This is a genomic window from Streptomyces sp. NPDC107517 (assembly GCF_055582645.1).
On sequence record NZ_JBVJPM010000010.1, the window covers coordinates 297,236 to 317,231 of the forward strand.

The window sequence follows — 19,996 nt, forward strand, 5'->3', positions numbered from 1 at the left end:
CCCCAATTCGGTTGAACTTTTGTTGATCGTGAGGCGGCTGCCCCCTGCCCCGGCCTACCCTTCAAAGGGTGAACCAATTGATGTCCCGAGAGTCCGAGGCCGGTCAGCCCGGGGAAGCGGTCACCTCCGGAGCGCTGCCCGGCACGCTGCCCGAAGAGCTCCGCGCCGAACTGGTCGCCTTCCGCCGTGACTTGCACATGCACCCCGAGCTCGGCAACCAGGAGTTCCGCACGACGGCGGCGATCAGGGCCCGCCTGGAGAAGGCCGGGCTCACGCCGCGGGTTCTGGACATCGGCACCGGACTCGTCTGCGACATCGGCACGGCGGAGGGGGAGTGGCGGGGCGGGGCCCCCATGCTCGCCCTGCGCGCCGACATCGACGCGCTCCCCATCCCGGACACCAAGGCGAGCTGCGCCTACCGGTCCACCGTGCCCGGCCGCGCCCACGCCTGCGGTCACGACGTGCACACGACGGTCGTGCTCGGCGCGGGCCTGGTCCTCGCCGAGCTGCACCGGCAGGGCCGGCTCCCGCACCCCGTACGGCTGATCTTCCAGCCCGCCGAGGAGGTGCTGCCCGGCGGCGCCCCCGACGCCATCGAGTCGGGCGTGCTCGAAGGCGTCGGGTCGATCATCGGCGTGCACTGCGACCCGAAGGTCGACGCGGGCCGGATCGGGCTGCGCCACGGTGCGATCACCTCGGCCTGCGACCGGCTCGAGGTCGCGCTCGACGGGCCCGGCGGGCACACCGCGCGCCCCCACCTCACCACCGACCTCGTCACGGCTGCCGCGAAGGTGGCCACCGAGGTCCCCGCGCTCGTCGCCCGCCGCATCGACGCCCGTTCGGGGCTCGCCGTGACCTGGGGCCGTATCGAATCCGGCCACGCGTGCAACGTGGTCCCGCAGCACGCCGAGCTGTCCGGCACGGTCCGCTGCCTCGACCTCGAAGCGTGGCGGGAGGCGCCCGACCTGGTGCACGGGGCGATCCAGGAGATCGCCGACCTCTACCGCGCCAAGTCGGAGATCAACTACATCCGCGGGGTGCCGCCCGTGGTCAACGACCCGGACGTCACCGATCTGCTGCACCAGGCCATGACCGCCCGCCGGGGCCCCCACTCCGTCGAGGACACCCAGCAGAGCCTGGGCGGCGAGGACTTCTCCTGGTATCTGGAGCACGTCCCCGGGGCCATGGCCCGCCTCGGGGTGCGCACCCCCGGCGAGCGCGGCGGACGCGACCTGCACCAGGGCGATTTCGACGCGGACGAGTCGGCGATCACCGTGGGCGTCGAGCTGTTCACGGCGGCGGCGCTGCTGGACGGGGCCGCACGGGAGCAGGGGGCGTGAACCGGTGCGGGGAAAGGGTCGGTGGGGGCGGCACGTAACCCACCCGACCCACCTCCGTAACGCCCCGTAGACCGGACCGCCGGGCGGGGTTCGCGTCAATCCGATAACGGCTGCGGAACGGCCCTTTATCTGACATCTACGCGCGTTACGATCCGTCCGAAAACCAGCGCCGGGAGCCCGGCGCTCAGGTCAGGTCGAAGGAGCCTCCCTTGCGCCGGGTAGCCAAAATCTCTGCTGCGTGCATAGCCACCGCGGCACTCGCTCTCACCGCCACCGCATGTGGCGGCACTTCCTCGGACAACGAGTCCTCGGGCTCCTCGTCGGACTCCGGCAAGAAGGGCGGCGTCAAGATCGGCCTCGCCTTCGACGTCGGCGGCCGTGGCGACCACTCCTTCAACGACTCCGCCGCGCGCGGTGCCGACAAGGCCAAGAAGGAGTTCGGCGGTGACCTCAAGGAGCTGACCGCCAAGACCTCCGACACCGAGGCCGACCGCGAGCAGCGCCTGTCCGACCTGGCCGACGCCGGCTACAACCCCATCATCGGGGTCGGCTACGCGTACGCCACCTCGATGACCAAGGTCTCCGCGAAGTACCCGAAGACCACCTTCGGCATCGTCGACTCCGTGGTGAACGCCAAGAACACCGACTCCATCGTCTTCACCGAGGAGCAGGGCTCCTACCTGGCCGGCGTCGCCGCCGCGCTGAAGACGAAGAAGGACCACGTCGGCTTCATCGGTGGTGTCGACGTCCCGCTGATCAAGAAGTTCGAGGCGGGTTACGTTCAGGGCGTCAAGGCCACCAACCCGAAGATCAAGGTCGACGTCCAGTACCTGAGCCACGGTTCGGACACCTCCGGCTTCGCCTCCCCGGACAAGGGCAAGGAAGCCGCCCAGGGCATGCTCGACAAGGGCGCCGACGTCGTCTACTCGGCCGCCGGCTCCTCCGGCAACGGTGCCATCGAGGCCGTCTCCGGCACGAAGGGCGCCTGGGCGATCGGCGTCGACTCGGACCAGTACAACATCCCGGGTCTGGCCAAGTACAAGTCCTCGATCCTGACTTCGGTCGTCAAGAACGTCGACATCGGCGTCTACGACCTGATCCAGTCGGTCAAGGACGGTTCGCCGAAGACCGGCACCAACACCTACGCCCTGAAGGACGGCGGCGTCTCGCTCGCCACCTCCGGCGGCTACATCGACGACATCCAGGCCAAGCTGGACGCCGCCAAGGAGCAGATCGCGAACGGCAAGGTCAAGGTCAAGACCACCCCGTGACCTGAGGCCCCTGAGGGCCCGGCTCGGCGGGGGGAGTGGCGAAAGCTTCCCCTCGCCGAGCCATAACAATGTGTCAACTCTACGCGTGTAGCTAAGAGTTGGCGTATTACCGTCGCCGACGCGCCCCCGCGCGGCTCCGCGCGACCGTTCACCCCTTCCGTACGTACGTCCTGTCCCCCGAGGAGAGTGCGCCATCAACGCGTCCAGCCCTCCCGCCGTCGAACTGCGCGGCATCACCAAGCGCTTTCCCGGCGTCGTCGCCAACCGCGACATCGACATCACCGTACGGCGGGGCACCGTCCACGCCCTGTGCGGTGAGAACGGCGCCGGCAAGTCGACCCTGATGAAGATCCTCTACGGCATGCAGAAGCCGGACGAGGGCACCATCGCGGTCGACGGCACCCAGGTCGCCTTCGGCACGCCCGCAGACGCCATCGCGCGCGGCATCGGCATGGTCCACCAGCACTTCATGCTGGCCGACAACCTCACGGTCCTGGAGAACGTCGTCCTGGGCGCCGAGAAGCTGCACGGCATCGGCGGCAAGGCGCGTACGAAGATCCGCGAGATATCCGAGGCGTACGGCCTCGGGGTGCGGCCCGACGTCCTCGTCGAGGAGCTCGGGGTCGCCGACCGGCAGCGCGTCGAGATCCTCAAGGTCCTCTACCGGGGCGCCCGCACGCTGATCCTCGACGAGCCCACCGCGGTCCTCGTGCCGCAGGAGGTCGACGCACTCTTCGACAACCTGCGCGAGCTCAAGTCCGAGGGCCTCACCGTCATCTTCATCTCCCACAAGCTGGGTGAGGTGCTCTCCGTCGCGGACGAGATCACGGTCATCCGGCGCGGGACCACGGTCGGCACGGCCGACCCGAGGAACACCAGCACCAAGCAGCTCGCCGAGCTGATGGTCGGCAGCGAGCTGCCGTCGCCGGAGACCGAGGAGTCGACGGTCACCGACACCCCGATGCTCCACCTGGCCGGGGTGCGGCTCACGCAGACCGACCTGGACGGCGTCGAGCGCGTCATCCTCGACGACATCACCTTCACCATCCGCCGGGGCGAAGTCCTCGGCATCGCGGGCGTGGAGGGCAACGGCCAGTCCGAACTCGTCGAGGCCATCATGGGCATGCGGACCGCGGACCGCGGCACCGTCGCCCTGGACGGCGCCGACGTCACCCGGACCCCCACCCGCAAGCGCCGCGAAGCCGGTGTCGGGTACATCCCCGAGGACCGGCACCGTCACGGCCTCCTCCTCGAAGCGCCGCTGTGGGAGAACCGGGTTCTCGGTCATGTCACCGAACGCCCCAACTCCAAGCGCGGGCTGCTCGACCTGAAGGCCGCCCGCGCCGACACCGAGCGCATCGTGCGCGACTACGACGTCCGCACCCCCGGCATCGAGGTCACCGCGGCCTCCCTGTCCGGCGGCAACCAGCAGAAGCTGATCGTCGGCCGCGAGATGAGCCACGCGCCCAAGCTGCTGATCGCCGCCCACCCCACCCGCGGTGTGGACGTCGGCGCACAGGCCCAGATCTGGGACCAGATCCGCCGGGCCCGCCGCGAGGGCCTCGCCGTGCTGCTCATCTCGGCCGACCTGGACGAGCTGATCGGCCTGTCCGACACCCTGCGGGTGATGTACCGCGGCCGCCTGGTCGCCGACGCCGACCCCGCCACCATCACCCCGGAGGAGCTGGGCTCCGCCATGACAGGTGCGGCCTCGGGCCACCTCCAGCACACGGAAGACGCCGAAGGCGGGGACGCCCGATGAAGACACTGATATCCCGGGGCACGTCCCGGATCGACAAGGAGCGGCTGATCCTCGCGATCGCCGCCCCGCTCCTGGCGATCATCGCCGCACTCGTCGTCACCGCCGTGATCATCGCGGCGACCGGCAAGGACCCCTTCGCCGCGTTCAGCGACATGGTGACCTACGGCTCCGCGAGCGACAGCCAGGTCTACATCCTCAACAAGGCGACGACGTACTACCTCGCGGGTGTCGCGGTGGCCATCGGCTTCCGCATGAACCTGTTCAACATCGGCGTCGACGGCCAGTACCGGCTCGCCGCGTTCGTCGCCGCCGTGCTCGGCGGGGCGCTCACGCTGCCCGGCTGGCTCTCCATCCCGCTGATCATGCTCGCGGCCATGGCGACCGGTGCCCTGTGGGCGGCCATCGCGGGCATCCTCAAGGTGACCCGCGGGGTCAGCGAGGTCATCGCGACGATCATGCTGAACGCGATCGCCACCGCGATCATCGCCTACCTGCTCCAGCCCGAGCAGCTCGGCCAGCTCGACGACGCCGGCACCCTGGTCTCCACCAAGCCGCTGCCGAAGTCCTCGTACTTCTTCACGATGGACATGGGGCCGGCCGGCCAGGTCTGGGGCTTCATCGTGATCGCCGTGCTCGTGGGCATCGCGTACTGGTTCGTCCTCGGCCGCACCCGCTTCGGCTTCGACCTGCGCACGGTCGGCCAGTCCGAGTCGGCGGCCGCCGCGAGCGGCGTCAGCGTCAAGAAGATGGTCGCCACCAGCATGATCATCTCGGGTGCCGTGGCCGGTCTGGTCGGCATGCCGACGCTCCTCAACGACAGCCACCAGTACGACAACAGCTTCCCGGTGGGCCTCGGCTTCACGGGCATCGCGATCGCGCTGCTCGGCCGCAACCACCCGGTCGGCATCGCGCTCGGCGCCCTGCTGTGGGGCTTCCTGGAGCGCACCACCAACCACCTGGAGTTCCAGGGCTACGACAAGGAGATCCTCGGCGTGATCCAGGGCGTCATCGTCCTGTGCGTCGTCATCGCCTACGAGGTCGTACGCCGCTACGGGCTCAAGCGCCAGCAGCAGCGGGTCGGTGCCGAGCTCGCCGCACAGGCCGCCGCCGTCCGCACCGACAAGCAGGAGGTGGCCGGATGACCGCCACGACGACCGACACCCCGCCGCCGGCCGCCCCCGCGGTGAGCGGCGCCAAGAAGGCGCGCGGCCGGCTCTCCACGGGCCAGACCCTGATGATCGTCGTCGGTGCGCTGTTCCTGGTCTCCGCCGTCCGCGTCATCACGGGCGCCGACCAGCTCACCTCCGGCGGCCAGATCAGCGCCGCGCTCGGACTCGCCGTGCCCATCGGCCTCGCGGCCCTCGCGGGCCTGTGGTCGGAGCGGGCCGGCGTGGTCAACATCGGCCTCGAAGGCATGATGATCCTCGGCACGTTCGGTGCCGGCTGGCTCGGCTGGCAGACCAGCCCGTGGCTCGGCCTCGTCTGCGGCATCGGCTTCGGTGTGCTGGGCGGTCTGATCCACGCCGTCGCCACCGTCACGTTCGGCGTCGACCACATCGTCTCCGGTGTCGCCGTCAACCTCCTCGCCCTGGGCGCCACGCAGTACCTCGCCAAGTTGTTCTTCGCCGACGGCGAGCCCGCGACCAAGGGCGGCAACCCCAAGCAGTCGCCGCCCGCCGAGTCGCTGGGCGACGTCACGATCCCGGGCCTGTCCAGCGGACTGCACTCCATCGAGCAGCACCACTGGTTCCTGGTCTCCGACCTCGCCGGCATCCTCGGCGGCCTGGTCACCAACGTCTCCGTGATCACGATCCTCGCCGTGCTGCTCTTCGTGGGCAGCTGGTGGGTGCTGTGGCGCACCTCGTTCGGCCTGCGCCTGCGCTCCTGCGGCGAGAACCCGGTCGCGGCCGAGTCCCTCGGCGTCAACGTGTACGCGCACAAGTACGCGGCCGTCGCCATCTCCGGCGGACTCGCGGGTCTGGGCGGCGCGTTCCTCGCGCTGGTCACCTCGCACAGCTACCTGGAGGGCCAGACCGGCGGGCGCGGCTACATCGGCCTCGCCGCCATGATCTTCGGCAACTGGCGGCCGGGCGGACTCGCCATGGGCGCGGGCCTGTTCGGCTTCTCCGACGCGCTCCAGCTGCGCAACGGCGGCGAGACCGTCCACGCGCTGCTCCTCCTGCTGGTCGTCCTGCTCGCCCTCCTGGCGGGCTGGAAGGCGTACCGCAAGGCCATGATCCAGGCCACGGTCAGCGCGGTGATTGCCGTGGTCGTCCTGGTCTGGTACCTCCTGACGGATGAGGTGCCCGGCGACTTCGTCGGCGCCACCCCGTATGTCGTCACCCTCCTGGTGCTCTCGCTGTCCGCACAGCGGCTGCGGATGCCGAAGGCCGACGGCATGCGCTACCGGAAGGGCCAGGGCAAGTGACGGAAGCCGACTGGGAAGCACTCAGAGAGGCGGCCCGCGAGGCCATGTCCCGCGCTTACGTGCCGTACTCGGCCTTCCCGGTCGGCGCCGCGGCCCGCGTGGACGACGGCCGCACCGTGTCGGGCTGCAACGTGGAGAACGCGTCGTACGGGCTCGGCCTGTGCGCCGAGTGCGGGCTCGTCTCGCAGCTCCAGCTCACCGGCGGCGGCCGCCTGACGCACTTCACGTGCGTGGACGGCAAGGGCGAGATCCTGATGCCGTGCGGCCGCTGCCGCCAGCTCCTCTACGAGTTCGGGGGCACCGAGCTGCTCCTGGAGACGACGTCGGGGATCCGCCCGCTCGGCGAGATGCTCCCCGACGCGTTCGGACCCCAGCACCTCAACTGAACCACGGCCCCGCCCAGTTGGGCGGGGCCGCTTTCAACGGGTCGCTCTATGCGCGTAGAGTTGGCCCTGCTGCCACCTGCGGAAGGACAACGCCATGGACGTCATCTCCGTCATCCGGACCAAGCGGGACCGGGGCGAACTCAGCGACGAGCAGATCGACTGGGTCATCGACGCGTACACGCGCGGTGTCGTCGCGGACGAGCAGATGTCGGCGCTCGCCATGGCGATCCTCCTCAACGGCATGAACCGTACGGAGATCGCCCGCTGGACCGCCGCGATGATCGCCTCCGGCGAGCGCATGGACTTCTCGTCCCTGTCCCGCCCGACCGCCGACAAGCACTCCACCGGCGGCGTCGGCGACAAGATCACGCTGCCGCTCGCCCCGCTGGTCGCCGCGTGCGGCGCCGCCGTCCCGCAGCTCTCCGGCCGCGGCCTCGGCCACACCGGCGGCACCCTCGACAAGCTGGAGTCCATCCCCGGCTGGCGCGCCCTGCTCTCCAACGACGAGATGCTGAACGTCCTCGACACCGTCGGCTCCGTGATCTGCGCGGCTGGCGACGGGCTCGCCCCCGCGGACAAGAAGCTCTACGCGCTGCGCGACGTCACCGGCACCGTCGAGGCGATCCCGCTCATCGCCTCCTCGATCATGTCGAAGAAGATCGCCGAGGGCACGGGCTCGCTGGTCCTCGACGTCAAGGTCGGCACCGGCGCGTTCATGAAGACGATCGAGGACGCCCGCGAACTCGCCTCCACCATGGTCGAGTTGGGCACCGACAGCGGCGTGCGCACGGTCGCCCTGCTCACGGACATGTCGACGCCCCTCGGTCTGACCGCCGGCAACGCGCTCGAAGTCCGGGAGTCCGTAGAGGTACTGGCGGGCGGCGGCCCCTCCGACGTCGTCGAACTCACCCTCGCCCTGGCCCGCGAGATGCTCGACGCGGCGGGCGTCAAGGATGCCGACCCGGCGAAGGCCCTCGCCGACGGCTCCGCGATGGACGTCTGGCGCCGCATGATCGCCGCGCAGGGTGGCGACCCGGACGCAGCGCTGCCCACCTCCCGGGAACAGCACGTCGTCACGGCGCCCGCCTCCGGCGTCCTGACCCGCCTCGACGCGTACGGCATCGGCGTCGCCGCCTGGCGTCTCGGCGCGGGCCGAGCCCGCAAGGAGGACCCGGTCCAGGCCGCCGCCGGCATCGAACTCCACGCCAAGCCGGGCGAATCCGTCACCGCGGGCCAGCCTCTCCTGACCCTGCACACGGACACCCCGGAGCGCTTCGAGTACGCCCTTGAGTCCGTCGAAGGTTCCTACGACATCTCGGCCCCCGGCACGACGTTCGCAACCACGCCGGTGGTGCGGGAACGTATCGGCTGACCTGGGGTCTCCTCGTACGGGTGAACGGGATCGGCAGACCTGCGCCGGTCCCGTTCGGCTCACCCCAGCAGTGCCGCGACGACCACCAGCGCGGGCACCGATGCCAGCGTCGACAGCAGGATCGACTCTCTCGCCAGTTTCTCCGCGACGTTGTAGCGCGAGGCGTACGTGAAGAGGTTCTGCGCGGCCGGGAGTGCCGACGTCACCACGACGTCCAGGAGTGACGCGCCCCGCAGGCCGAAGACGCCCGCCGCGAGCACCCACGCCACCGCGGGCTGGCCCACCGACTTCAGGGCCACCGACAGCAGCACCGGCACCCGGTCCGAACCTCGCCGGGCCGGCAGCGAACTCCCGCACAGCGAGATCCCGTACGCGAGCAGCACCACCGGCACGGACATCTTGCCGATCAGATCGACCGGGTTGAAGACCGGCCCCGGCACCGTCCACCCCGTCGCCGCCACGATCACGCCCGCGAGCGCGCCCACCGCGATCGGGTTGCGCAGCGGCGTGACGATCCGCTGCCACAAGGACCGCGTCTGTCCGGCCTCCGAGAGATCGAGGACCGTCATCGCTATGGGCGTCACCACGATCTGCTGGAAGAGCAGCACCGGCGCGACCAGCGAGGCGTCGCCGAGGACGTAGACGGCGATGGGGATGCCGAGGTTGCCCGAATTGACGTAGCTGGAGCACAGGGCGCCGATCGTCGTCCGCCCCACGCCCCACCGGCGCGCGACGCCCACCGCGATGAACACCCCGGCGGCGGCCGCCGTGCTCAGCGCCGTCACCAGCAGCCGCGGCGACAGGATCACCGAGAGGTCGGCCTTCGCGAGCGTGGTGAACAGCAGCGCGGGCGTGGCGACATGGAAGGCGAGCTTGGTGAGGACCTCGCGGCCGTTGTCCCCGAGATAGCCGCGCTTGCCGATCAGGAAGCCGACGGCGATGACCACGGCGATGACGGCGAACCCGTTCAGCACCCCTGCCACGATGCCCCCTGCCGGCGTCGTGCGGACGGCTGAGCAGGTACGCGATCAAGGAGCATCCCCATAGCGTCGGAGGGCATCCGACGCGGGGTCAACGTGATGCGCGCGACACCGGGGCAACACGATGCACCGCACTCCGCGCGCGGCCGGACCGCCGATGAGTTCCCGGCGCCGCGCCGGTCTCCCTAGCGTGGCAGCTTTCCGACGTCCCGACCTGGCTCCCTCAGGCCCCCTGCGCCGCGGCGACGTGCCGCATCTGTGCGACCAGGTGCGCGCGGCGTGCGCCCGCGCCCCCGCCCGCGACATCGTCTGCGACCTCGCGGCGGTCACCACGGCCGATCTCACCACCGTGGACGCGCTCGCCCGGATGCAGCTCGTCGCCCGCAGAGCCGGGTCAGGACTGCGGCTGCGCGATCCGTCCCCGGCTCTGTGGGCCCTGCTTCAGCTGGTCGGCCTGCCCGGCCTAGGCGGGCTGGTCGTCGAGATGGAGCGGCAGACCGAACAGCGGGAAATAGCGCGCCGTGTCCAGGAAGCAGTGGAGTCCGGTGATCCGGCCCTCTGAGACCTCGAGGACCTGGACGGCCCACGGCGAGAACCCGCCCTTGTCCGGGTCGGGCTTGTAGTGGGCGAACGCGGGCGAGCCGTTGGCCTCGACGGGCACCAGCCGGCTGTCGGCGCATGAGGCGCCGATCGTCGTCATGAAGCCCGTGATGTCCGGTGTGCCGCGCAGCCACAGGTCGAACGGCGGCATCGTCATGATGGCGTCCTCGGCGAGCAGCGCCGTGAGCGCCTTCATGTCGTATCCCTCGAACGCGGCGACATAGCGCTCGAGGAGCGCCTGGTGCTCCTCGTCCAGCTCGTCGTCCGCGCTCTTCTTCTCGGCCGGGACCTCGGCGAGCGTGGCGCGGGCCCGCTGGAGCGCGCTGTTCACCGACGCCACAGAGGTGTCGAGGAGCTCGGCGACCTCCTGCGCCTTCCAGGCCAGGACCTCGCGCAGGATGAGCACGGCCCGCTGCTTGGCCGGGAGCTGCTGGAGCGCCGCCACGAACGCGAGCCGAACCGACTCCCGCGCCACCGCCGCCTCCGCCGGGTCGTGCACGGTCGGCAGCACGCGCGCGTCCGGCATCGGCTCCAGCCACACATTGTCCGGCCGGGGTGTGAGAGCCGCCTGCGCGAGCGGCGCCGCCGCCGTCAGGTCCATCGGCCGGGCCCGCTTGTTGCCCGCGTTCAGCATGTCCAGGCAGACGTTCGTCGCGATGCGGTACAGCCAGGACCGCAGGCTGGAGCGGCCCTCGAACTTGTCGAAACTGCGCCAGGCGCGGACCATCGTGTCCTGCACCGCGTCCTCGGCCTCGAAGGCCGAGCCCAGCATCCGGTAGCAGTACCCGGTCAGCTCGACCCGGTACTTCTCCAGACGGACGTCCAGCTCGGTGGTCGTCCCTGCGATGTCACTCATGTCCACACCCCGCCCTGCGGCTTCTGGCAAGTCCCGAAAGTCCATGCAAGTCCCAGCACTTCGGAAGCTACCGCAGTGCACTGACAGCGGCCCCCGGACCGGCGAAATACGCCGGTCCGGGGGCCGCAGTCAGTAAGATCCGCGCAGCGTCAGTGCGCCGCCACGAGCGTCTTCCCCTGCTGCACCCGGGCCGCGTGCGAGCCCCACAGGGTCACCGACACGACGCCGAGCACCGCCACCAGGCCGAGGGTCACGGTCCCGGCCCAGCCGCCCGCGTGGAAGGCCACCGCGCCGAGCGTGCCGCCCACGCTGGAGCCGATGTAGTACACGGACTGGTACAGCGCGGACGCCTGCGCCCGCCCGTGCGTCGCCGTGTGGCTGACCGAGGACGAGGCCACCGCGTGCCCCGCGAAGAAACCGGCCGTGATCAGGACGAGGCCGAGCAGCACCATGACGATCGCGTCGCCGAGCGAGAGCAGCAGCCCGGACGCCGTCGTGCCCACCGCCAGATACAGCGCCCCGCGCCGCCCGAGCCGCGCGACGAGCTTGCCGGCCGCGGCCGAGGAGACCGTACCCACCAGGTACACCAGGAAGATCGAGCCGATGATGCCCTGCGGGAGCGAGAACGGCGCGGCCGTGAGCCGGTAGCCGATCACGGTGTAGACGGCGCCGAAGACCGTCATGAACAGGGCGCCGATCACGTACAGACGGCACAGGAGCGGGTTCGCGAGGTGACCGCGCACCGTGCGGGCCAGGACCCGCGGCCGCAGCGAGCCCGGGGTGAAGTGCCGCGGCTGGGGCAGCAGCAGCCGGAACGCGACCGCGCACGCCACGGCGATCACGCCGATCGTGGCGACCGCCGCGCGCCAGCCCCACTCCTGCGCGACCCACCCGGTGATGACCCGGCCGCTCATCCCGCCGATGGAGTTGCCGGCCACGAACAGGCCGATCGCGGCGACCAGCGCCTTGGGCCGCACCTCCTCCGCGAGATACGCCATCGCGGAGGCCGGCAGACCGGCGAGCGCGGCCCCCTGGAGGGCCCGCAGCGCGACCAGCGCGCCGAGCGAGGGAGCGAAGGGCACGAGCAGGCCGACCGCGACGGCCACCGACAGGGACGCCGTCATCACGGTGCGCCGTCCGAACCGCTCCGACAGGGCACTCAGCGGCAGTACACACAGGGCGAGCGCGCCCGTCGCGCCGGAGACCGTCCAGCTCGCGGCGCTCGCGCTGACGCCGAAGTCGGCGGAGACGAGGGGGAGCAGGGCCTGCGTGGAGTAGAGGAGGGCGAAGGTCGCGACGCCGGCCAGGAAGAGGGCGAAGCTCATCCGGCGGTAACCGGGTCCGCCCGGGTTCAGACGGGTGTCGGGGGCTTCGGAGGACGACGGCTCACGGGCGGCGACCGCGTGGGTGGCGGCCGCCCCGCTACTGGCAGGAGGCATATCTCGAAGGTAGGCCTCCGTGTTTCATGCGTCCAATGCATGAAAACGCCATAATCGATCCCATGGCGCATAAGCAGAGTTCAGAGACTCGTCTGTCACCGTCCAGTGACACAGAAGACATCGTGACGACGCTCGCGCCCCGCCTGTCGTACTTCGCCGCGGTCGCCCGCACCGAGCACGTCACGCGGGCCGCGCACGAGCTGGAGATCCCCCAGTCGACGCTGTCGCGCGCCCTGGTCCGCCTCGAACAGGACCTCGGCGTGGAGCTGTTCGCGCGCCATGGCCGTACCGTCTCGCTCACCCCGGCGGGCCGTACGTTCCTCACGTCCGTCGACAGGGCGCTCGCCGAGGTCGGCCGTGCCGCCGAGTCCGTACGGGCCGACGCCGACCCCGCCTCGGGCAAGGTCGCCTTCGGCTTCCTGCACACCATGGGCTCCGAGACCGTCCCCGGCCTGATCCGCGCCTTCCGCGCCGACCACCCCCGTATCCGCTTCAGCCTGGTCCAGAACTACGGCGAGGCGATGCTGGAGCGCCTGCGCGCCGGCGAGCTCGACCTCTGCCTCACCTCGCCCGTCCCCGACGAGCCCGGCCTCGTCGCGCGCCGCCTCGACGAGCAGCGCCTGCGCCTGGTCGTCCCCGACGACCACCGCCTCGCGGGCCGCAAGCGCGTCCGCCTCGCGGAGGCGGCCGACGAGCCGTTCGTGACCCTCGAACCCGGCTACGGGCTGCGGCGCATTGCCGACGGCCTGTGCGCGGAGGCGGGGTTCAAGCCGCGTGTCGCCTTCGAGGGGGAGGAGACCGAGACCCTGCGCGGCCTGGTCGCTGCGGGCCTCGGCGTGGCGCTCCTGCCGCCACCCGCCGTACCGCGCCCGGGAGTTGTGGAGCTGACGGTGACCGGGCAGCGGGCGGTGCGCGAGATCGGCGTGGCCTGGCTCGACGGACATCCGGACACCCCGCCCGTCGCGGCGTTCAAGAAGTTCCTGCTCTCCCGGCGCGGCAAGCTGCTCTCCGAGTGGACGCGCGCGCAGGAGTAGTCACCGCGCGAGCGACCTGCCGAAGCCCGAGGCCAGCGGCATCCGCAGCCCGAGCGGCGGCGGCGCGGCCAGCGCGTCCTGCAGCGGCCGCGAGAACGCCCGGTCGAAGAGCGAGCCGAGCACGAAGTCGCGGGCCAGGGCGTGGACTTCGGTGCGGTGCTGATGGAGCGCGTGGCCGTCGGAGTGCACCTCGAAGCGGCAGATGTCGCGGTTGGACTTCTTCGCGCGGGCGGCCAGGCGGAACGACAGCTCGGGATCCGTGCGCTCGTCGTTCGTGCCGTGCACGATCAGGACGCGGCGGCCCGCGAGCTGTTTCACCGGTTCGGGGGGTGCGGCGACGTCCTCCTCGGGCAGCCAAGGGGCTAGCGCGAGCACCGAGTTGACGGCGCTGTGCCCGCCCGCGTGCAGCGCCGCGCGGGCACCCATGTCGATCCCGACGAGGCAGACGGGGATGTCGCCGTAGCGCCGTACGGCTTCGTCCGCGGCCCAGTCGGCGTCGCGCGCGAGCTGTGCCTGCACGCCGTTCCAGCCGCGGCCGCGGTAGTGCACGACATGCGCCGCAAGGCCGTCCCGCCGCCCCTCGCGCACGAGGGCGCGCCCCAGGGTCCGTACGGCTGCCGAGGCCAGCGGTGACGGCCTGCGCGTGGAGCTCTCCTCACCTGCGGGAAGCAGCAGAACCACACCGCTCACTGTCGAGGGGACGGGCCCCATGGCCTTCCCGAGCCGGGCCTCACGGACCGTCGTCGCTTGCTGTCCCATGACAGAACAGTGTCAGAAGGCCCGGTGTACGCCACCCGTCCGCAGGGTCACCGTTACGTATCGACAGGCGGTCGTCGGCGGGTATCTACGCGCGTAGGCGTTAGAGTGCGGAAATGACGAGCCAGACCAGCGGAAACTCGCAGATTCCGACCCCCGAGCAGATCGTTCGCGCCCCCAAGGTGCTGCTGCACGACCACCTCGACGGCGGCCTTCGCCCCGGCACCATCGTCGAACTCGCCCTGGCGCAGGGCTACGAGAACCTCCCGGAGACCGATCCCGACAAGCTCGGCATCTGGTTCCGCGAGGCCGCCGACTCCGGCTCCCTCGAGCGCTATCTGGAGACCTTCGCCCACACCTGCGCCGTCATGCAGACCCGCGAGGCACTGTTCCGGGTCGCCGCCGAGTGCGCCGAGGACCTCGCCGAGGACGGCGTCGTCTACGCGGAGATCCGCTACGCCCCCGAGCAGCACCTCGAACAGGGCCTCACCCTCGAAGAGGTCGTCGAGGCGGTCAACGAAGGCTTCCGGGAGGGCGAGCGCCGCGCCAGGGCCAACGGCCACCGCATCCGCGTGGGCGCCCTGCTCACCGCCATGCGGCACGCGGCCCGGGCCCTGGAGATCGCCGAACTCGCCAACCGCTACCGCGACACGGGCGTCGTCGGCTTCGACATCGCGGGCGCGGAGGCCGGCTTCCCTCCCACCCGCCACCTCGACGCCTTCGAGTACCTCAAGCGCGAGAACAACCACTTCACGATCCACGCGGGCGAGGCCTTCGGGCTGCCCTCCATCTGGCAGGCCCTCCAGTGGTGCGGCGCCGACCGCCTCGGCCACGGCGTGCGGATCATCGACGACATCAAGGTCGAGGACGACGGCACGGTCAAGCTCGGCCGCCTCGCCTCCTATGTGCGCGACAAGCGCATCCCCCTGGAGATGTGCCCCAGCTCCAACCTCCAGACGGGCGCCGCCGACTCCTACCAGGCCCACCCCATCGGCCTGCTCCGCAAGCTGCACTTCCGCACCACGGTGAACACCGACAACCGCCTCATGTCCGGCACCAGCATGAGCCGCGAATTCGAGCACCTGGTCGACGCATTCGGCTACACGCTCGACGACATGCAGTGGTTCACTGTCAATGCGATGAAATCAGCATTCATTCCTTTCGATGAACGACTGGCCATGATCAATGACGTCATCAAGCCGGGATATGCCGAGTTGAAATCCGAATGGCTGTTCCGTCAGACCGCCTCGACCAGGGGTTCTGTCGCGCAGTAGCGCCTCTTTGTGCGAATCGGAAGCGGCCGGGATTATTAACTCCCGGCCGCTTCCGCGTGTATTTCGCTGGTTGCGACGCGCCCTGACACATGTTTACGGTCGTGAACCGCTCAAGCCCCCGTTCACGAGGACTCATTTCGCAATGAAGCAGTCTGCTGTCAAGACCCTCGGTGTCGCCGCTCTCGGTGTCGCCTTCGCCGCCGCGGGCGCCGGTGCCGCGTCCGCCGCCCCCGCCCTCCCGGACGCCGGCTCCGCCCTCGACACCGTGACCGGCACGCTCCCCGCCGAGCAGGTCGCGCAGGTCCTGCCCGCCGGTGGCACCGAGTCCCTCACCGCCACCAAGAACGCCGTCGCCGGTGGCCTGAACGCCGCCACGCCCGCCGTCCGGAAGGCCCTCCCCACCAACGGCAGCGACCCGGTGTCCGGTCTCCTCGGCGGCCTGCCCGTCAACTCGCTGCCCGCCGGCGGAGCCCTGCCAGTCGGCTGACCCACCCGACGCGGCACAGACACAGACACGCAGGAGGGGCGCACCCGCTCGCACGGGTGCGCCCCTCCTTGTCGTACGTCAGCCTGTCCTGTCGTGCATCAGCCTGCGGACCCCGTCGTCACCACGCCTGGCGGACCTTGCCCTCGCTCGGCAGCAGGATCCACAGCGCGATGTACAGCAGGAACTGGGGACCGGGAAGCAGACACGAGAGCACGAAGATCACGCGCATCGTGGTCGCGGAGGTGCCGAAGCGCCTTGCCAGCGCTGCGCACACTCCGCCGATCATCCGTCCGTTCGTGGGGCGGGCAAGGGCGGTCATGGTGGGCTCCTTCGCGAACCGTAGCGGTGAGGCGCCTCCTTGGCCGGGAGGGCCGGGGCGTCTTTGACGGCTTCAAAGCTACGGCGACGAACCCGGGCGAAGCGTCAGCTCACGGGGCGATGCCGACCCTGGAAATCGTCGGGGTCCGCCCCTGAGAGGGCTCCTCCCGGGGGAGGGCGGCGACCTCGGTCCTGCGGCGGAGCCTGCCCCTGAGGGTCGGCACCACGGCCGCGTGCGCGAGGGCCACGCCCAGCGTGTTCAGGAACAGCGAGTCGATGTCCACGACCTGCCCCGGCACCCCGGTCTGCAGCAGCTCGATGCCGAGCGAGAGCAGCGCTCCGGCGGCGACCGTACGCACCAGCGAACCCAGCGGCGAGACGACGAGCCGCCCTCCGGCGATCGGCAGCAGCACCCCCAGCGGCGCGAGCAGCACCAGTTCCTTGCCGATGCGCCGCACCGCCTCCGCCGGGCCGAGCGCGAGATCCGCCCTGATCCCGGCGAACGGATGCAGGTTCGCGGCGCTGACCCACGGCACGTCCAGGGGGCGCAGCGTGATCCAGCAGACGAGAAGCAGATGCGCGGCAAGGAGGGCTATCCCTGCCGTACGGAAGCGGATGGCGGCCTTGGGGCCGCCCGGGCGAAGGCGCTGCACGCCCCCCTAGACGCGGACGGCGGGACGATCGGTTCCGCGTCGCCGGCGTCCGCCCGCGACAACCGCGCCCGCCCCCGTCAGCCGACCGTCTCGGCGGGCGCCGGGACGAGCCCCGGCCGCGTCCGCATCTCCGGAGAACAGTCGTACGCGCGCAGAGCGTCGTCCCCCGGCCCGCCGAGCACGACCTTGTCGTCCTTTGCCGCGGCCCCGCCGTTCGCATACGTACACACGATCTGGGCCAGCGCGTACGGCGAGAGGTCGTCCGGCGGGACGCTCAGCCGCAGCGCGTTGTCCGGGTCGCCCTTGCCCGGCCCCGAGACGGTCATCCCGGGCCGGACGTCCGTCGTGTACCCCGCCTGCCGCTCGGCGCCGCCCGGAGACTGCTCCAGCTCGTCGAGCAGCGCCTGCGCGAGCCGCACCCGGTCCGAGGCGCCCCGCCCCTTCGGCAGGGTCACCGTCCGGTCGACGCTCACCAGCTGCGACGTACAGACCAGATACACCTGCACGGCGAACTCGCCGCCCGTGCGCGACTCCAGATCCGGGTCCGACAGCGTGCACGGCACCCGCGACGGCGCGGCCCCGAAGTCCGTCGGCACCTCCGTCGGCCTGATCCCGCACCCGGCGAGCAGCGCGGCGAGCACCGCCGCGCCCAGCACCGCGTGACGCCGTCCCGTCCTGCGTGCGGTCATCGCGCGCCGCCCTCCTCACCGGAACCGCCACCGTCGGCGCCCTCGTCATCGGGCGGCAGCGTCAGCGGTGACGCGTCGAGCGGCAGCCGGAACGTGAACACGGCGCCGCCCTCAGGGGAGTTGGCGGCCGTGATCTCGCCGCCGTGGATGTGCGCGTTCTCCAGGGCGATCGAGAGCCCGAGCCCGCTGCCCTCCGAACGCGGCCGCGACGCGCTCGCCTTGTAGAACCGGTCGAAGACGTGCGGGAGCACGTCCTGCGGAATGCCCGGCCCGTGGTCACGGACCTCGATCACCAGCTCCGAGTCCGCAAGCCGCACGGACACCCGCACCGGCGAGCCGCCGTGCTTGAGCGCGTTCCCGATCAGGTTCGCCATGATGACGTCGAGGCGGCGCGGGTCGATGCGGGCCATGATGCCGCGCTCCGCGTCCAGGTCCACCGCGTCGAGCCAGGCGCGGGCGTCGATGCAGGCCGTGATCTGGTCGGCGATGTCGACGTGGTCGAGGACGAGCCGTGCCGTGCCCGCGTCGAAACGGGTCACCTCCATCAGGTTCTCCACCAGGTCGTTCAGCCGTCGTGTCTCGCTCACCACGAGGCGTACGGCGGGCTCGATCATCGGGTCGACCGAACCGGTCTCCGCGTCGAGCTCCTCCTCGAGCACCTCCGTCACGGCGGTGATCGCCGTCAGCGGCGTACGCAGCTCGTGCGACATGTCGGCGACGAAGCGCCGCGACGCCTCCTCGCGCGCACTCATGTCGGCGACCTTCTTCTCCAGATTCTCCGCGGTCCTGTTGAACGTCCTGGAAAGATCGGCCAGTTCATCCGTACCGGACACCCGCAGACGCGTGTCCAGCTTTCCTTCGCCGAGCCGCCGCGCCGCCCTCCCCAGCCGGTGCACCGGCTTGAGCACCGTCGTCGCCGCGGCCTGTGCGAGCAGCGCCGAACCGACCAGCGCGAGCGCCGTCGCGATCCCGAGCGACCAGGCAAGGGAGTTGAGGTCCTTCGCCTCCGGCTCCAGGGACTTGAGCATGTAGCCCGTCGGCCCCCCGTCGATCACCCGCGCCCCGCCGACCAGATAGGGCGTGTCATTGCTGACGATCCGCTGCCAGTACAGGTGGTACGGGTGCTTGTTGCCGTCCGTGAGGGGCTGCTCCTTGTTCACCGCGTCCCGCAGTGAACGCGGCACCTCGGCCAGCGTGATCGCGTCCAGATCGGAGTTCCCGGCGATCCGCCGGCCGTCCTTGTCGTCGCTGATCAGCAGCACACTGAAGTGCTGGCTGCTGCTCGCCATCAGGTTCGCCGCATGCTGCAACTCGCCCTGCGTCGGATGCTCGGGCAGTGCCGCGGCCCGATTCTGCATCTCCTGCTGGAAGTCGCTGAGCGCCGCGTCCTGCGCCCGGGTCAGCACCGCCTCGCGGTTGAGCCAGTACGCGATCCCGGACGCCGACACCGCCGCGGTCAGCGCCACCAGGGCGAAGACGACGACGAGCCGCAGCCGCAGGCTGGTGAAGCGCAGGCCGGCGAGTATCGCCTTCCTCGCCGCGGCCCACCCCCGCAGCCGGTCGTGCGCATCATTCACTGAGGCGTGTCCAGCCGGTAGCCGACCCCGCGCACCGTACGGATCAGCGTCGGCGACGACGGCACGTCCTCGACCTTCGCGCGCAGCCGCTGCACACACGCGTCGACGAGCCGCGAGTCACCGAGGTAGTCGTGCTCCCACACCAGACGCAGCAACTGCTGCCGCGACAGCGCCTGTCCGGGTCTGCGGCTCAGCTCGAGGAGCAACCGCAGCTCCGTGGGCGTCAGTTGGAGGTCCTCGCCGTTCTTCGTGACCGTCATCGCGGCCCGGTCGATGACGAGACTCCCGAACGACGCGGCGTCGTTGGCCTCCCGCTCGCCCCGCCGGAGCACCGCACGGATCCGGGCGTCGAGCACCCGCCCCTGCACCGGTTTCACGACGTAGTCGTCGGCGCCGGACTCCAGCCCGACCACCACGTCGATGTCGTCACTGCGCGCGGTGAGCAGGATGATCGGCAGCTGGTCCGTGCGCCGGATGCGCCGGCACACCTCGAACCCGTCGATGCCGGGCAGCATCACATCCAGCACGATCAGGTCCGGCCGCTGCTCGCGCAGCAGCTTCAGACCGTCCTCGCCGGTGGCAGCGGTGGCAACCCGATGGCCCTGGCGCGTAAGGGAGAGCTCCAGGGCCGTTCGGATGGCGTCGTCGTCCTCGATCAGCAACAGGGAAGGCACAGACGTCATTCTGTCCCATGGCACGGCTCGAGTTCGACCGTTGGAGCGCTCCCAAGCTCGTAATGAGGAGGCTTCGGGCCCCATCCACACACGACTCGCA

The 19,996-nt window shown here is 70.8% G+C and carries 20 protein-coding genes; 11 read left to right on the plus strand and 9 right to left on the minus strand.

From position 1 onward, the window contains the following. Positions 1-80 precede the first annotated feature (80 nt). The 7 genes from ACZ67T_RS24230 to ACZ67T_RS24260 all read left to right on the plus strand — a co-directional run bounded on the left by ACZ67T_RS24230 (position 81) and on the right by ACZ67T_RS24260 (position 8,559). Positions 81-1,340 carry an amidohydrolase gene (locus tag ACZ67T_RS24230; RefSeq protein ID WP_469986755.1) on the plus strand — a complete coding sequence of 420 codons (1,260 nt, stop codon included), beginning with the start codon at positions 81-83 and terminating at the stop codon, positions 1,338-1,340. Positions 1,341-1,549: 209 nt separating this feature from the next. After that, positions 1,550-2,611, plus strand: a complete 1,062-nt coding sequence (locus ACZ67T_RS24235) for a BMP family lipoprotein (protein ID WP_469986757.1) — start codon at positions 1,550-1,552, stop codon at positions 2,609-2,611. Positions 2,612-2,804: 193 nt separating this feature from the next. Further along, positions 2,805-4,373: an ABC transporter ATP-binding protein gene (locus ACZ67T_RS24240; RefSeq protein ID WP_469986825.1), complete on the plus strand. Its 1,569-nt coding sequence runs from the start codon at positions 2,805-2,807 to the stop codon at positions 4,371-4,373. Then, positions 4,370-5,515, plus strand: a complete 1,146-nt coding sequence (locus ACZ67T_RS24245; RefSeq protein ID WP_469986759.1) for an ABC transporter permease — start codon at positions 4,370-4,372, stop codon at positions 5,513-5,515. Before ACZ67T_RS24240 ends, ACZ67T_RS24245 begins: the two co-directional genes overlap by 4 nt. Further along, the gene (locus ACZ67T_RS24250; protein WP_469986761.1) at positions 5,512-6,801 is read left to right on the plus strand and encodes an ABC transporter permease; all 1,290 of its coding nucleotides are present in this window, start codon (positions 5,512-5,514) and stop codon (positions 6,799-6,801) included. Before ACZ67T_RS24245 ends, ACZ67T_RS24250 begins: the two co-directional genes overlap by 4 nt. Continuing rightward, positions 6,798-7,187, plus strand: a complete 390-nt coding sequence (locus tag ACZ67T_RS24255) for a cytidine deaminase (RefSeq protein ID WP_100594725.1) — start codon at positions 6,798-6,800, stop codon at positions 7,185-7,187. Before ACZ67T_RS24250 ends, ACZ67T_RS24255 begins: the two co-directional genes overlap by 4 nt. A 94-nt stretch (positions 7,188-7,281) precedes the next feature. Continuing rightward, positions 7,282-8,559, plus strand: coding sequence for a thymidine phosphorylase (locus ACZ67T_RS24260; protein WP_469986763.1), 1,278 nt, complete (start codon positions 7,282-7,284; stop codon positions 8,557-8,559). A 59-nt stretch (positions 8,560-8,618) separates the two neighbouring features. On the opposite strand, the gene ACZ67T_RS24265 is transcribed toward ACZ67T_RS24260, so the two are convergent. Beyond that, complete coding sequence (locus tag ACZ67T_RS24265) at positions 8,619-9,542, minus strand: AEC family transporter (RefSeq protein WP_469986765.1); 924 nt, start codon at positions 9,540-9,542, stop codon at positions 8,619-8,621. Positions 9,543-9,729: 187 nt separating this feature from the next. Between ACZ67T_RS24265 and ACZ67T_RS24270 the strand changes: the two genes are divergently transcribed. Beyond that, complete coding sequence (locus ACZ67T_RS24270) at positions 9,730-10,101, plus strand: STAS domain-containing protein (RefSeq protein WP_469986766.1); 372 nt, start codon at positions 9,730-9,732, stop codon at positions 10,099-10,101. Here ACZ67T_RS24270 and ACZ67T_RS24275 read toward each other — a convergent pair. Both ACZ67T_RS24275 and ACZ67T_RS24280 read right to left on the minus strand, forming a co-directional pair. Beyond that, the gene (locus ACZ67T_RS24275; RefSeq protein ID WP_469986767.1) at positions 10,003-10,995 is read right to left on the minus strand and encodes a sigma-70 family RNA polymerase sigma factor; all 993 of its coding nucleotides are present in this window, start codon (positions 10,993-10,995) and stop codon (positions 10,003-10,005) included. The two genes, ACZ67T_RS24270 and ACZ67T_RS24275, sit on opposite strands and share 99 nt — an antisense overlap. Before the next feature lie 149 nt (positions 10,996-11,144). Further along, positions 11,145-12,434 (minus strand): MFS transporter, encoded by a 1,290-nt coding sequence (locus ACZ67T_RS24280; protein WP_469986769.1) that lies wholly within the window; start codon positions 12,432-12,434, stop codon positions 11,145-11,147. 62 nt (positions 12,435-12,496) lie between these two features. Between ACZ67T_RS24280 and ACZ67T_RS24285 the strand changes: the two genes are divergently transcribed. Then, positions 12,497-13,468 (plus strand): LysR family transcriptional regulator, encoded by a 972-nt coding sequence (locus tag ACZ67T_RS24285; RefSeq protein ID WP_100594720.1) that lies wholly within the window; start codon positions 12,497-12,499, stop codon positions 13,466-13,468. On the opposite strand, the gene ACZ67T_RS24290 is transcribed toward ACZ67T_RS24285, so the two are convergent. Continuing rightward, entirely contained in the window at positions 13,469-14,227 is a 759-nt protein-coding gene (locus ACZ67T_RS24290; protein ID WP_469986771.1) for a prolyl oligopeptidase family serine peptidase, read from the minus strand. Between the two features lie 113 nt (positions 14,228-14,340). Here ACZ67T_RS24290 and ACZ67T_RS24295 point away from each other — a divergent pair, with 113 nt between their 5' ends. Next, entirely contained in the window at positions 14,341-15,498 is a 1,158-nt protein-coding gene (locus ACZ67T_RS24295) for an adenosine deaminase (protein WP_469986772.1), read from the plus strand. Between the two features lie 142 nt (positions 15,499-15,640). After that, positions 15,641-15,985, plus strand: a complete 345-nt coding sequence (locus ACZ67T_RS24300; protein ID WP_469986774.1) for an ATP-binding protein — start codon at positions 15,641-15,643, stop codon at positions 15,983-15,985. A 118-nt stretch (positions 15,986-16,103) separates the two neighbouring features. On the opposite strand, the gene ACZ67T_RS24305 is transcribed toward ACZ67T_RS24300, so the two are convergent. From ACZ67T_RS24305 to afsQ1, 5 genes are all read right to left on the minus strand, one after another. Beyond that, positions 16,104-16,304, minus strand: coding sequence for a PspC domain-containing protein (locus tag ACZ67T_RS24305; RefSeq protein WP_100594716.1), 201 nt, complete (start codon positions 16,302-16,304; stop codon positions 16,104-16,106). Between the two features lie 109 nt (positions 16,305-16,413). Beyond that, positions 16,414-16,956, minus strand: coding sequence for a VanZ family protein (locus tag ACZ67T_RS24310; RefSeq protein ID WP_469986776.1), 543 nt, complete (start codon positions 16,954-16,956; stop codon positions 16,414-16,416). Between the two features lie 77 nt (positions 16,957-17,033). Beyond that, positions 17,034-17,645, minus strand: a complete 612-nt coding sequence (locus ACZ67T_RS24315; protein ID WP_469986778.1) for a hypothetical protein — start codon at positions 17,643-17,645, stop codon at positions 17,034-17,036. After that, positions 17,642-19,222 carry an ATP-binding protein gene (locus ACZ67T_RS24320; RefSeq protein WP_469986779.1) on the minus strand — a complete coding sequence of 527 codons (1,581 nt, stop codon included), beginning with the start codon at positions 19,220-19,222 and terminating at the stop codon, positions 17,642-17,644. Before ACZ67T_RS24320 ends, ACZ67T_RS24315 begins: the two co-directional genes overlap by 4 nt. Then, entirely contained in the window at positions 19,219-19,896 is a 678-nt protein-coding gene (afsQ1, locus tag ACZ67T_RS24325) for a two-component system response regulator AfsQ1 (protein WP_030682803.1), read from the minus strand. The genes ACZ67T_RS24320 and afsQ1 overlap by 4 nt, the downstream gene beginning before the upstream one ends. Positions 19,897-19,996: the final 100 nt, after the last annotated feature.